Source organism: Microbacterium sp. C7(2022), from assembly GCF_028823665.1.
In the GTDB taxonomy this organism is placed as follows: domain Bacteria; phylum Actinomycetota; class Actinomycetes; order Actinomycetales; family Microbacteriaceae; genus Microbacterium.
Genome location: NZ_JAPEHV010000005.1, coordinates 234,767 through 247,502, shown reverse-complemented (window position 1 = coordinate 247,502; position 12,736 = coordinate 234,767). Strand labels below are relative to the sequence as shown.

Below are 12,736 nucleotides of genomic sequence, written 5' to 3'. Positions count from 1 at the left end.
GGACTACGCTTCGGTGGACTCAGCGGACTCGTCGCCCGCTTCGGTCTCGTCAGCAGCCGGAGCTTCGACCTTCTTCTCAGCCTTCGGCTTGATGACCGACTTCTTGTCGGCGTCAACGGCGAACTCGGGCTTGGCCTCACGGGTCTTCACCGTGGAGACAGCATCCTTGTCACCCTTGAAGCGACCCCAGTCGCCGGTGAGCTTGAGCAGAGCGCGCACCTGCTCGGTCGGCTGTGCACCAACCGACAGCCAGTACTGCGCGCGCTCGGAGTCGACCTCGATGAACGAGGGCTCCTCGGTGGGGTGGTACTTGCCGATCTCCTCGATGACACGACCGTCGCGCTTGGTGCGCGAGTCGGCCACAACGATGCGGTAGTACGGCGCACGGATCTTGCCCAGGCGCTTGAGACGAATCTTGACAGCCACGATTCTCCTGAATGTGTGGAAAGTGAACGAACTGGTCGCCTGGAGCGTGGGGTGCACACCCGGCGGAAGCTCTGAAGGGAGGACCGCCACGCTGGATAGAGGGTCGAGCGGGTGATCCGACCCTCTATTCTGCCAGATGAGCGGGGATGCCGCGAACTAGCCGATGCTGCGGCGGGGGAAGGCAGCCACGTGCGAAACTGTGGCCATGACGGTGCCCTTCGCCACCTCCGCGAGATCGACAGTCGGGATCGAGTGGGAACTCATGCTCGCGGACGGTCGCACGGGCGATCTCGTCCCCCGCGCACCCGATGCACTCGCTGCACTCGAAGAGGCCAGCGCGCTCGAGCGATACACCGTCACCGGGGAGCTCCTCACGAACACCATCGAAGTCACCAGCGGCGTCGGTGACACCGTCGCGATGGCGGTAGACGATATCGCCGACGCGATCGCATCGGTGCGCTCGTTCACCGACTCCCGTGGCATCGAATTGCTCTGCGCCGGCAGTCATCCTTTTGCACAGTGGTACGAGCAGGAAGTCACCGACAAGACCCGGTATCACGCTCTGATCGACCGTACCCAGTGGTGGGGGCGGAACATGATGATCTGGGGAATCCACGTGCACATCGGAGTCGAGGACGTCAACAAAGTGCTGCCGTTGATCGGCGCGCTCTCGACCTACTTGCCCCACTTCCAGGCGCTTTCCGCGTCGAGCCCGTTCTGGGCCGGCGACCGCACGGGCTACGCATCGAACCGCGCACTGGTGTTCCAGCAACTGCCGACCGCCGGCCTTCCCTGGCCGCTTGAAGACTGGGCGCAATTTGAGGCCTACCTCGATGACATGGTTCGCACCGGAGTGATGGCCGATTCCACCGAGGTGCGGTGGGACATCCGACCGGCGCCGAGGTGGGGCACGATCGAAGTTCGCGCGTGCGATGGGATGTCCACGCTCCCCGAACTGGCGGCCGTGGCCGCGCTCGTCCAGGTTCTGGTCGAGCACTTCTCGCGCCAACTGGATGCCGGGCAGACGTTGCCGACAATCGCACCCTGGTTCGTCCGAGAGAACAAGTGGCGCGCTGCACGTTATGGCCTCGACGCGCACGCGATCATCGACAGCGCGGGCACACAGCGTCTCGTTCGTGAACACCTGCGTGACATCGTGGTCGAAATGACCGATGTCGCCGACGAACTTGGCTGCTCACGCGAACTGGCGGGCGTCACCGCAATCCTCGACCATGGCGCAAGTTACGAGCGGCAGGTTCAGGTCGCTGACGCCGCCGATGGCGACCTCCGGGCTGTTGTCCAGCACCTCATCCACGAGTTCCGCGCAGGCCCTACCCTGCGCGATCACCTCGCGCGCACCTGACCTGGGGGGCTGTGGTCACGCCCCAAACGCGCGCCAGGCGCGTCCGAAGCGCCGCACTCCCGCGCGATACGTGTCGCGCAGATCACGCGAGCGCCGCGGTCCGGCAGCCAGATCGAGCAGCGCCCGACCGAGCGGGACAGGGGCCCCGCCGGGCAGACCCGCCGAGGTCAGAATGGCGGGATCGAAATACCTGCGACGCTCTGATTCCGGAGCCTGAGCGACGAATTCGGCGGCTCGCGACCTCAAGTGAGCCATCTGCACCGGCTGCATGCAGTAAGCCACCGCGTCCAGAAGTTGTTGCAAGTGCGCGGAAGTGCCGTACGGTGATCGTGGCCGGTTCAGAGCGTCGACCAGGGTCACCGGGATGCGGTTGCTGTTTTCGTAGGGATCGAGACGGTGAAGCAGCACGTCATTTCCGACGGCCCGCGTGGGCACGTCCAGCGTCGCGGCGAGAGTCGGAAGCGCTGTGGAAAAGCCCGCCACCGCACCGATCGCGTGTCCGCGCATGGCAACCACCTCTGCTGGCAGGGATCCTGCATAGTTCACGAATTCCACACCCAGGTGGCGCGCGACGCTCCGAGGCCCGTCTACGGTGGTCGGAGGCGCCGACGGATGCGCTTTGAACACGACACGCTCGGCCCCGAGCGCCACGGCCTCACGGACCATCTCGCGTTGCATCCGATCTTCTTCTTCGGCACTGATGAGGTCGAGCGCAGCAAGATACTGCCCGAGGACCAGGCCGGTGGGCCGCTGCGGGATGCTTGGGAACGAAAGAGCATGCTCGGTTCGCTCGACCGAACGGTGATGGGTGCGTTGGCCATCGGCATCGGGATGCCGTTGCGGGCAGCGGTACTCCGCGTGCGGTCGCGCACCAGCACGCAGGGTCACTACTCGTGGGGTGAAACCGAGAGCGACATCACCGTGACGCCCGCTCCCGCCCAGGAGCCGCTCATTCGCGAACGCCCGCGGGCGCGCATGGCCGTCCGCGCATAGCGCGCACGCCTTCACCCGACAGTCAGCCTGGGGCGCCCGCTAGCCCTTTCCGAGCATCTTCTGCAGCTCGGCGAGATCTGCCTCGGTGGGCGCATTCTTGCCGCCCAGACCGAATCCCGAGCCTGTCGGTGCAGCAGGAGTTGCGGCAAGCCCGGCGTTCTCGGCGGCGCGCTTTGCCGGGTTGCCTGAACGTGAGCCCTTGGCCTTCTGCTGCTTCCCGCGCTTCGACGATGCACCGGGCCGCGCGCCCGGCATCGGCCCCATGCCGGGAATGTTCGGGACACCGCCGCGAGCGACGGTCTTCATCATCTTCGCCGCCTGGTCAAAGCGCTGCACCAGCTGATTGACGTCCGTCACCGTCATCCCCGAGCCTCGCGCGATGCGGAGGCGGCGCGAACCGTTGAGGATCTTCGGGTTTCGCCGCTCCGCTACGGTCATCGAACGGATAATTGCTTCGGTGCGATCGATCTCGCGCTCATCGAAGTTGTCGAGCTGGTCCTTCATGCCTCCCATGCCCGGGAGCATCCCGAGCATCTTCTTCATGGAGCCCATCTTCTTCATCTGCTGCATCTGCTCGAGGAAGTCTTCGAGCGTGAATGTTTCGCTCGCCAGCTTCTCGGCGACCTTCAGCGCTTCTTCCTCGTCGAATGCCTGCTGCGCTTGCTCGATGAGAGTGAGAATGTCGCCGAGGTCAAGGATGCGCGACGCCATGCGGTCGGGGTGGAACGCCTCGACGTCGTCGAGTCCTTCACCCGTCGAGGCGAAGATGATCGGGCGCCCGGTGACAGATGCCACCGACAGCGCCGCACCACCGCGTGCATCACCGTCGAGCTTCGACAAGACGACACCGGTGAAGTCCACGCCGTCTTGGAAGGCCTTCGCCGTGTTGACCGCGTCCTGACCGATCATGGCGTCGATGACGAAGAGCACTTCGTCCGGTTGCGTCGCCTTGCGGATGTCTGCGGCCTGCTTCATCAGTTCGGCATCAACGCCCAGCCGACCAGCGGTGTCAATAATCACGGTGTCGTATTGCTTTTGGCGCGCGAATTCGACGCCGTCGCGCGACACCTTGACCGGATCGCCGACACCGTTGCCCGGCTCGGGCGCATAAATGGCTGCGCCAGCCCGCTCTGCGACGACCTGAAGCTGATTGACGGCGTTCGGTCGCTGCAAGTCCGCGGCGATGAGGAGAGGTGTATGACCGTCCTTCTCCAGCATCCGTGCGAGCTTGCCGGCGAACGTCGTCTTACCCGAGCCCTGAAGGCCCGCAAGCATGATGACCGTCGGCGGGTTCTTGGCAAACTCGAGTCGGCGTTGCTGCCCACCGAGGATGGCAACGAGCTCCTCGTTTACGATCTGCACGACCTGCTGCGCGGGGTTGAGTGCGCGGTTGACCTCGTCGCCCAGCGCCCGTTCGCGCACCTTGGCGGTAAATTCTTTGACGACCGCCAGCGCGACGTCCGCGTCCAGGAGCGCCCGGCGGATCTCGCGCACGGTGCCATCGACGTCAGCCGGGGTGAGCTTGCCCTTCGTCCGCAGATTGCGGAACGTCTCGGTAAGCCGGTCAGAGAGAGTGCCGAAAGTCGCCATGATGTCCCGATTCTACGCGAGAGCCGACGCGCCGCCCTCCCTCTCTACCCCGGCACGCCTCCCACGCTCCACCCCCGGCACGCCTCGCACGCTCCACCCCCAAGATCTGCGCCTGGGCGCCGCACATTCTGGGGGCGGAGCGGAGGGGGTGAAGCGGCGCGGAGCGGCGGGGTGGCGGGGTGCGAGCGAATGAAGGGGCGCGGAGCGGGCGCAGGTTAGGACTCGGGGCCGAGTTCTTGGAACACCGTCAGCTGCACGCCCGCAGCCCCGCGCAGGCGCGCGTTACGGGAACGCCACGGAGTGGCTCGAGCGGATGCTTCGACCGACGCTCCGGCGTCGGCAAGCCGCGCTACCGCACTATCGGCATCCTCCACCTCGAGCGCGAGACGGATGGGATCGCTCGGGGCGTCGCCGTCAGTCTCGACACGATCGATGAAGTCCACTTGCTGGGTGTTCGCAATCTCCAGCGTTGCACGCCCCGCCTCGAGGATCGCTACGCGCGCCCCGCCCTCGGCTTGGTACGCCGCGCTCTGCGGCATCCCTGCGGCGTCTCGATACATCCGCAGGGCACCTTCGAAGTCTTCCGCATGCACGACGACACGCAACTGCATCACATCACCGCGCCTGGAGGGTGACACGGCCACGGCGATGTCGGCCGCGCGCGCCAGGAACCTGCGGAGCGACGTCCGGCCTGCGCCGTCATGCGCCCAGGCCTCGATCGCCGCCAGGACCGCACCGCCCCAGGCCGCCGCCGCGACTTCCGCATGGAGTCGCTCAGCACCGTGACGCGCCAACGCGTCGGCAACGGCCCGGGCGATGCGTGCGCGCCGCAATGCCGACTCGCGCGCCAACTCGTCATCCAGGCCCATCGCCGCAGCATTCACCATGCCCAGAGCAAGGCTGTCTGGTTCGAAGCCGTCCGCGAGCGCCAGTACCGCCGCGCGAACGCCTTCGACCGCGCGCTCGCCTTCCCATGAGGTGAGCGACGCCTCGAAGTGCGCAAGCTGCGAGTCCAGCCCCGACCAAAGAATGTCTGATTTCGAATCGAAATAGTTGAAGAAACTCGATCTGCTCACGCCAGCGCGCGCCGCGATGTCGGCGATCGACGTGTCGTCAAACCCTTGCTCGAGGAACAGTTCCGTCGCCGCCTCGGCAAGGGTCTCTCGCGACGAGGCACGGGGGCGTCCGATTCCACGACTCATGCTCTCAGCCTATGGGCAACACCTTTGGCGTGGGCCGCGGTGCGGCCACCCGATCCGCTATTGTTGGACGCAATCCAAGAAGGCACCTGCGGAGGCCTCATGCTCGATATTCACACCGTCGGTCTTGCTCCCGACCTGGTTCCCTACAACGACGGATGGGAGATGCAACGGCACGTCCACGCCGACGTGTGCGCCGGGATCCGCCCCGATACGTTGCTGTTGTTGGAGCATGAATCCGTCTACACCGCCGGGGCACGCACCGCGAGGCATGAGCGGCCGACCGACGGCACGCCGGTGGTGGATGTCGACCGTGGCGGCAAGATCACGTGGCACGGCCCCGGGCAACTCGTCGGCTATCCGATCGTGCGGTTGCCTGAACCTGTCGATGTCGTGGCGCACGTCCGCCGGCTCGAGTCCCTCCTGATCGAGGTGCTCGCACGTTTCGGCGTGACGTCGTACAGAGTCGAGGGACGAAGCGGCGTGTGGGTGCGCCGCCCGCTCGGCGAAGACAAAGTCGCGGCCATCGGTGTACGAGTGCAGCGCGGCGTCACCATGCACGGCTTCGCGCTCAATTGCGACAACAGTCTTGCCGCGTTTCGTACGATCGTGCCTTGTGGAATCGCGGATGCCGGTGTCAGCACGCTCAGTGAGGTCGCCGGCGCAGAGATAGGCGTGCGCGATGTCCTTCCGACCCTCCAGAGCATCTTCAGTGACGGCTTCTCGAGTTCGAGCGCCGCTCAGGCCCACGAGAACCGCTCTCTCGAGGTCCTCGTATGAGCGTCTGCGGCACCGGTAGCACTACGCAGCGCAACACCGCCACGGCCCCCGACGGGCGGCGCTTGCTCCGGCTAGAGGTGCGCAACGCCCAGACTCCGATCGAACGCAAGCCCGAGTGGATCAAGACCCGCGCCCGCATGGGACCGGAGTACCACGCACTGCAGACGCTTGTGAAGGACGAGGGCCTGCACACGGTTTGCCAAGAGGCGGGTTGCCCGAACATCTACGAATGTTGGGAAGACCGCGAGGCCACGTTCCTCATCGGTGGTTCGCAATGCACCCGCCGATGCGACTTCTGTCAGATCGACACCGGGAAGCCCGCAGAATACGACGTTGATGAACCGCGCCGAGTCGCCGACAGCGTGGCCCGCATGCAGTTGCGGTACGCGACCGTCACGTGCGTGGCGCGCGACGATCTCCCCGATGGCGGGGCTTGGCTCAACGCCGAGACGATCCGGCAAATTCACACGCGCAATCCCACGACGGGCGTCGAACTCCTTGCAACCGACTTCAATGGTGATCCCGAGCTGCTTTCACAGGTCTTCGATGCTCGTCCCGAGGTCTTCGCCCACAACGTCGAGACGGTTCCGCGGCTGTTCACCCGCATTCGCCCCGCGTTCCGCTACGAACGCTCACTCGACGTGCTGACGCAAGCGCGCAATGCCGGGTTGATCACCAAGTCCAATCTCATCCTGGGCATGGGAGAAGAGCCAGACGAGGTGGTGCAGGCGCTCCACGACCTGCGAGCTGCGGGCACGGACATCGTCACCATCACGCAGTACCTGCGACCTTCGCCCCGACATCTGCCGGTTGCGCGCTGGGTGAAGCCCGACGAATTCGTCGAGCTCAAGAGCGAAGCAGAGCGCATCGGCTTCCTCGGCGTGCTGGCGGGTCCGCTCGTGCGCTCCTCTTATCGGGCCGGACGCTTGTGGGCGCAGTCCATGATGTCCCACGGCCGCGAAATCCCGCCGCACCTGTCACACCTCGCGAGAGAGGCGGACGGCAGCTTCGCCCAAGCGGTGTGAGTTCGCCCAAGCGGTGTGAACCCCGTCACTCCGCGCTTGTCACGGAAAGCACGTCTCCGTCTGACCCCAGGTTGACCAAGAGAACATCGTCGGTGGCATCCGGATCGAGGGCGTATTCGAGCACGGCGAAGGGGTCAGCCCCACCGTGTTCGTCGGCGAGGATGGTCATGCTCATGAGCTGCAACGACCGAATGACATCGATGTGGGTATCACCCGAAATGTCAACGAGCAGATCTTCCAGTTCCTCACCCAGCTCTTCCTGCTGCTGCAGGATGTACTCGGTCACCTCGCTCGTGCGTTCGCTCAGCTCGTTGACCATCGCGTTGCGCGCACTGCGATCCAGGTCCTCAATCGCAGAGATGAGGCCCGCTGCGACGTCGAGCGCTGCGGCCGAGACATCGTCCTGATCGGGCGCCGTGAGATCGACGGTGACCGATTGGTCGCCGAGTTCTACGTTCTCCGACCAGAAGATGGATCCGTCGGGTCCGGACTCGAGAAGTCCGAAGTAATCGTGCTCGATCGCCATGCCCCCATAAAACCAGCCCGCGCGCCCAGACGGTAGTCCGCATAGGCGCGCCGTCGATGTCGATTCGAGATCAGTCCACGAGAGACGACGCGAACACGTGGGGCGTGAATCCCGTGAGGTCGCCGATCCCCTCGCCCTGCCCGAGCAGTTTGACGGGAATGCCCGTCTGCTCTTGCACCGCGAGGACGAATCCTCCCTTGGCGGACCCGTCGAGTTTGGTGAGTACCAACCCCGTGACTCCCGCGTGCTCGAGGAAGGCCTGCGCCTGCATCACGCCGTTCTGCCCGGTTGTCGCGTCCAGCACCAGGAGCACCTCCGAGATGGGAGCTTGCTTCTCGATGACGCGCCGGATCTTCGTGAGCTCATCCATCAGCCCACCCTTGGTGTGCAGACGCCCTGCCGTGTCGACAAGCACGATCTCGGTACCGGTCAGCTTGGCATGCTCGATGGTTTGAAAAGCGACGGATGCCGGGTCCTGGCCCTCATGTTGCGGGCGCACGATCGTCGCGCCGCCCCGCTCGGCCCACGTGGCTAGCTGATCGACGGCGGCGGCACGGAAAGTGTCGGCGGCCCCTACAACCACGGAGCGCCCGTAGCGCTGCAAGAACTTTGCGAACTTGCCGATCGTCGTCGTCTTGCCGACGCCATTGACACCCACAACGAGGACCACGGCCGGCCGCTCGGTGAGTTTCAGCGTGGTGTCGAACTTGGCAAAGTGCTCCTCGAGAGTCTCCTTGAGCATCCGCTGGAGGTCGCGAGGATCCGTCGTTCGATACTTCTCGACTTTCTCACGCAGTTCGTCGATGATTCGCTCGCTGACGTCGGGCCCGAAGTCCGCGGTGAGGAGAGCCGTCTCGAGGTCGTCCCACGTCGTGTCATCAATGGTGGGCTTGACGAACATGCCGCGCAGGGCACGACCTAGCGACCAGGAGCTTTCAGCCATGAGTCCAGCCTACGACGCGGCGCGCTCGGCAATGCGCTGGCCGACCACCGCCGAGACACCGTCCTGACGCATCGATACGCCGTACAGCGCGTCGGCGATCTCCATCGTGCGCTTCTGGTGAGTGATGACGATCAGCTGACTTGACTCACGAAGCTGTTCGAACACGCCCAGGAGTCGCCCGAGATTGGCGTCATCGAGCGCCGCTTCCACCTCATCCAAGATGTAGAAGGGGCTTGGTCGCGCCTTGAAGATCGCCGTCAGGAGCGCCACGGCCGCGAGCGACCGTTCGCCACCCGACAGCAACGACAAGCGCTCGATCTTCTTCCCGACCGGCCGCACCGAAACTTCGATCCCGGTCGTCAACGGGTCTTCAGGGTTGGTCAGGGCGATGCTGCCCGATCCCCCCGGGAAGAGAACGGGGAACACCTCGTTGAACGCGATCTTCGTGTCCTCGAACGCTGCGAGGAAGATGACCTGCATCCGCTCGTCGAGCTCGTCGATGATGGTGACAAGGTCGGCACGTGTCTTCGTGAGGTCGGCTAATTGCTCGGTCATGAACTTGTGACGCTGCTCTAACGCGGCGAACTCCTCCAGCGCGAGCGGATTAACGCGCCCTAACTGTCCGAGTTTGCGTTCCGCCTCTTGCAGCCGCTTCTTCTGTGCCGTGCGATCGTACGGCACAGCGTCATCCTCAGTCTCGCCGGGCGCCGCCTGATCTGGACCATATTCCGCAATCAGAATATCCTCGTCCAACCCGAGCTCCGAGGCGACTCGCTCCACCAGCGAAGTCACGTGGAGCTTCTTCTCGTGGATCTGAAGTTCCAGGCCGTGCACTGATTCCGTCAAAGCCCCAACGCGCTCGCGCACCGACGCCTCGGTACGCCGCAGCTCGGAAAGCTCTCCAGTGATCGCGGTGCGCGCAGACTCCGCTGCCGCAAGTTCGACGCGAGCCTGAGACAAGGAACGATCGATCGCGTCCAGCAGGGCTGGCAGTTCGGCCGCGACGCTGGCTGCCACATCACGTTGCGCGCGTCGGATCACCGTTCGTCGCGCGGCTTCCGCAGCAGCTTCGCGCTCGCGTTCGCGTTGGCGCTCCAGCGACTGCACACGCCCCTCGCCCGCACGGATGCGCTCGCGCAGCGTCTCGACCTCGAGACGCGAACGCATTTCCGCGTCGCGGGCGTGCTCGAGCGATGCCAAGAGTCCATCCCGCGCCGACGCATCGAGGATGGGCCGCGGCGCTTCGAGCGCAGCTGTCAACTGGTCGTCGGTCACCCGAACGGCACCCTCGGCCTCGGCAACGGCCGACTGCGCCTGCGCGAGTCCGGCCGACAGTCGCTCGCATTCGGCGACGGCTGCCTCGTGGCGCACGGTCGCGCGGTTCACTTGTTCGGTGTGAGCAGCCAGCGCGGCGTCGTGCTCGCGAAGCGTCGTGAGTGCGGCCTTCGTCCGTTGCCGGGCCTGCTCGTGCGCCTGCGCAGCATCGGCGAGCGACTCTCGCAGCGCGTCAGCGACAACCGCGATCTCGTCTCGGCGCTCCGCGGCTGCATCCCGCTCGGCGACCAGTTCGAGGCGCGAACGAGACGACCCGGCGCCTGCGCGGAGCGAGTACGGGGTGTAGACCTCGCCCGCACGCGTGACGAAGGTCCAGCCCGCGTGCGCGTCTTCCCACTCCGCTACCGCACTCCGGGCGGCTGCGAGATCGTCGACGATGAGTGCGCGTGCGAGCAGGCCCTGCACACCAGGTGGCCCGGTCACGACCTCCCGTGCCGGCGTGAGACCGTTCCCGCTCAACGGGGTTGCTCCGGGCGCCGGCGTGTCCGCAATCACCATGTCGACGACACCGAGATCTCCCGCACGCAGGTCATCGGCAAGCGCCGCGGCGGCGTCGGCGTCATCGAGAAGCAATCCCTCTGCAAAGGACCCGAGCAACGCCGCGATCGCCGCCTCGAATCCCGGCGTCACCGCGATGGTATCGCCGACGATACCGCGGACGCCGGCTCGCCCCTCGCCGAGGATCGTCGATGCCGCGTTCTTCACATCGAGGGCGCGCGAGAGCGCGGCGGTCTGCGCGGTGAGCGCATCACGCTCGCGCTCGGCAGCATGAAGGCGCTCACGCAGTTGCGCGAGCGTCGCCTCAGCATCGGATGCGACGCGCTGAGCCCTCTCATACGCGGTCGCGTACTCCGCCGCACTGCCCTCAGGGACCAGCGAGGGATCCACCCCAGCGAGTGCTTCCTCAGCCTCGGCGCGCCGAGCCAACGCCGCATCGAGTGCACGTTGCTGACGCTCGACCGCAGTCTGGACGGCGGCAAGTGCGGAAGCCGCGGCATCCGCAGACCCGCGAAGCGCGGTCAGCTTCATGTCGTGTTCAGAGACCAGAGCGCTCTGAGCCGCAATGTCCGTGTCGAGCGCATCGAGCTCGCCTCGCGCGCGAACCACGCCCCGAGCGGCCTCCGCGGCAGCATCCTGGGCATCACCGAGGCCCGCGGCGATGTCGTCGATCTCTGCTCGCGCCTCGTCGATCATGGCCTGCGAGACCGTCGTGAGTTCGAGCCGCTCCTCGTCGTCGGCGGCACCGAGGAGCGCCAGGCGTTGCCCGGCAAGCGAATACAGTCCTCGCGTGCGCTCCTGGACGCGTTCGAGCGCGAAGGTGACTCGACGCGCTTCGTCCACAGCCTCGGAGCGCTGCTCGCCTTCCAGCTGCTCGATCCGGGCGCGGGTGTTCTCGAGCTGGTCCTGCAGAACGAGGCGCTCCGCGTGGCGCTCGTGCTCGCTCTGCGCGTACTGCGCGAGCTCGCGGCGCAGCCCCACGAGATCATCTGCCATCAAACGTGCCTTGGCATCGCGAACCACCGCGGCGATCGTCGCGGCTTCACGGGCGATTTCCGCTTGGCGCCCGAGCGGCTTGAGCTGGCGCCGCAGCTCTCCGGCCAAGTCACTCAGCCGCGTCAAGTTCGCCTCCATCGCGTCAAGTTTGCGCAGCGTCTTCTCTTTGCGGCGGCGGTGCTTGAGGATGCCGGCAGCTTCTTCGATGAAGCCACGTCGATCTTCGGGAGTAGCTTGCAGGACGGTATCCAAGCGCCCCTGACCGACGATGACGTGCATTTCGCGACCGAGGCCCGAATCACTGAGGAGTTCTTGCACGTCCAGCAGACGGCAGGTCTCACCGTTGATCGCGTACTCGCTCGATCCGTTGCGGAACAGGGTGCGACTGATCGTGACCTCGGCGTACTCGATCGGCAGCGCACCGTCGCTGTTGTCGATGGTCAACTGCACCTCGGCGCGCCCCAAGGGGCCCCGCGTGGCTGTGCCTGCGAAGATGACGTCTTCCATCTTGCCGCCGCGGAGCGTCTTCGCGCCTTGCTCGCCCATCACCCACGCGAGCGCATCGACGACGTTGGACTTTCCGGATCCGTTCGGACCGACAATGCAGGTCACGCCGGGCTCGAGCGCGAAGGTCGTCGGCTGCGCGAACGACTTGAACCCTTTGAGCGTCACGCTCTTCAGGTGCATACTCGCGTCCTCCGCCCGCTGGTCCTGCCCTTACGGTACCCGAGGTCGGCGCGCACACCGCGCAAGCCGACGGATCGGCGCGACACGCCATGCAGACACGAAATCTGAAAGAAGGCTTGACGCGAACACGCCTACGGCGCTAGTGTCGCCTTTTGCATCCGAAGTCGAGCGAAAGGAGGTTTCCGATGTTGTTCAACACCACTGCTGTCTTCACTCCCACGGGAGTAGCCATGCGTGCGCTCCTGCCCGGAAACCGCCGCTCCTTCTCAGCGATGCAGGGTTCCGTCTCCGTCGCCTGACACCCGCCCCGGTTCGCGAATACGCGTCCTCCCCCGGCTGATCTGAGAGATCAATCGAACTCCCACCCGTGCGTTC

Annotated in this window: 11 protein-coding genes; 4 read left to right on the top strand and 7 right to left on the bottom strand. The window is 65.6% G+C overall.

The features are described 5' to 3' along the window. Nucleotides 1–3 precede the first annotated feature (3 nt). Complete coding sequence (gene rpsP / locus ON062_RS09520) at nucleotides 4–426, bottom strand: 30S ribosomal protein S16 (protein WP_274646895.1); 423 nt, start codon at nucleotides 424–426, stop codon at nucleotides 4–6. A 205-nt stretch (nucleotides 427–631) separates the two neighbouring features. On the opposite strand from rpsP, the gene ON062_RS09515 reads away from it, so the two are divergent. Further along, a complete protein-coding gene (locus tag ON062_RS09515; protein WP_274646894.1) occupies nucleotides 632–1,789 on the top strand; it encodes a glutamate--cysteine ligase in 1,158 nt (385 codons plus the stop codon). 15 nt (nucleotides 1,790–1,804) lie between these two features. Here ON062_RS09515 and ON062_RS09510 read toward each other — a convergent pair whose 3' ends face one another. Further along, entirely contained in the window at nucleotides 1,805–2,491 is a 687-nt protein-coding gene (locus ON062_RS09510) for a hypothetical protein (protein WP_368859980.1), read from the bottom strand. Here ON062_RS09510 and ON062_RS09505 point away from each other — a divergent pair. Then, nucleotides 2,402–2,782, top strand: a complete 381-nt coding sequence (locus ON062_RS09505; RefSeq protein WP_274646892.1) for a hypothetical protein — start codon at nucleotides 2,402–2,404, stop codon at nucleotides 2,780–2,782. The two genes, ON062_RS09510 and ON062_RS09505, sit on opposite strands and share 90 nt — an antisense overlap. Before the next feature lie 39 nt (nucleotides 2,783–2,821). On the opposite strand, the gene ffh is transcribed toward ON062_RS09505, so the two are convergent. Both ffh and ON062_RS09495 read right to left on the bottom strand, forming a co-directional pair. After that, nucleotides 2,822–4,372: a signal recognition particle protein gene (ffh, locus tag ON062_RS09500; RefSeq protein WP_274646891.1), complete on the bottom strand. Its 1,551-nt coding sequence runs from the start codon at nucleotides 4,370–4,372 to the stop codon at nucleotides 2,822–2,824. Nucleotides 4,373–4,587: 215 nt separating this feature from the next. Further along, nucleotides 4,588–5,574: a TetR family transcriptional regulator gene (locus ON062_RS09495; RefSeq protein ID WP_274646890.1), complete on the bottom strand. Its 987-nt coding sequence runs from the start codon at nucleotides 5,572–5,574 to the stop codon at nucleotides 4,588–4,590. Nucleotides 5,575–5,673: 99 nt separating this feature from the next. Here ON062_RS09495 and lipB point away from each other — a divergent pair, with 99 nt between their 5' ends. Both lipB and lipA read left to right on the top strand, forming a co-directional pair. Further along, nucleotides 5,674–6,351 carry a lipoyl(octanoyl) transferase LipB gene (lipB, locus tag ON062_RS09490; protein ID WP_274646889.1) on the top strand — a complete coding sequence of 226 codons (678 nt, stop codon included), beginning with the start codon at nucleotides 5,674–5,676 and terminating at the stop codon, nucleotides 6,349–6,351. Next, nucleotides 6,348–7,376 carry a lipoyl synthase gene (gene lipA, locus ON062_RS09485; RefSeq protein ID WP_274646888.1) on the top strand — a complete coding sequence of 343 codons (1,029 nt, stop codon included), beginning with the start codon at nucleotides 6,348–6,350 and terminating at the stop codon, nucleotides 7,374–7,376. Before lipB ends, lipA begins: the two co-directional genes overlap by 4 nt. A gap of 25 nt (nucleotides 7,377–7,401) precedes the next feature. Here lipA and ON062_RS09480 read toward each other — a convergent pair whose 3' ends face one another. The 3 genes from ON062_RS09480 to smc form a co-directional block, all read right to left on the bottom strand. Further along, on the bottom strand, nucleotides 7,402–7,902 hold the full coding sequence (locus tag ON062_RS09480; protein WP_274646887.1) for a DUF2004 domain-containing protein: 501 nt from the start codon (nucleotides 7,900–7,902) through the stop codon (nucleotides 7,402–7,404). 70 nt (nucleotides 7,903–7,972) lie between these two features. Beyond that, on the bottom strand, nucleotides 7,973–8,845 hold the full coding sequence (ftsY, locus tag ON062_RS09475) for a signal recognition particle-docking protein FtsY (protein WP_274646886.1): 873 nt from the start codon (nucleotides 8,843–8,845) through the stop codon (nucleotides 7,973–7,975). A 9-nt stretch (nucleotides 8,846–8,854) separates the two neighbouring features. Beyond that, nucleotides 8,855–12,361 (bottom strand): chromosome segregation protein SMC, encoded by a 3,507-nt coding sequence (gene smc / locus ON062_RS09470; RefSeq protein ID WP_274646885.1) that lies wholly within the window; start codon nucleotides 12,359–12,361, stop codon nucleotides 8,855–8,857. Nucleotides 12,362–12,736: the final 375 nt, after the last annotated feature.

Bases quoted from the DNA above. Each gene is read 5' to 3' on its own strand.
- ffh (WP_274646891.1), bottom strand. From the start codon at position 4,372: ATGGCGACTTTCGGCACTCTCTCTGACCGGCTTACCGAGACGTTCCGC.
- lipB (WP_274646889.1), top strand. From the start codon at position 5,674: ATGCTCGATATTCACACCGTCGGTCTTGCTCCCGACCTGGTTCCCTAC.
- ON062_RS09505 (WP_274646892.1), top strand. From the start codon at position 2,402: ATGCGCTTTGAACACGACACGCTCGGCCCCGAGCGCCACGGCCTCACG.
- ftsY (WP_274646886.1), bottom strand. From the start codon at position 8,845: ATGGCTGAAAGCTCCTGGTCGCTAGGTCGTGCCCTGCGCGGCATGTTC.
- ON062_RS09480 (WP_274646887.1), bottom strand. From the start codon at position 7,902: ATGGCGATCGAGCACGATTACTTCGGACTTCTCGAGTCCGGACCCGAC.
- ON062_RS09495 (WP_274646890.1), bottom strand. From the start codon at position 5,574: ATGAGTCGTGGAATCGGACGCCCCCGTGCCTCGTCGCGAGAGACCCTT.
- smc (WP_274646885.1), bottom strand. From the start codon at position 12,361: ATGCACCTGAAGAGCGTGACGCTCAAAGGGTTCAAGTCGTTCGCGCAG.
- ON062_RS09515 (WP_274646894.1), top strand. From the start codon at position 632: ATGACGGTGCCCTTCGCCACCTCCGCGAGATCGACAGTCGGGATCGAG.
- lipA (WP_274646888.1), top strand. From the start codon at position 6,348: ATGAGCGTCTGCGGCACCGGTAGCACTACGCAGCGCAACACCGCCACG.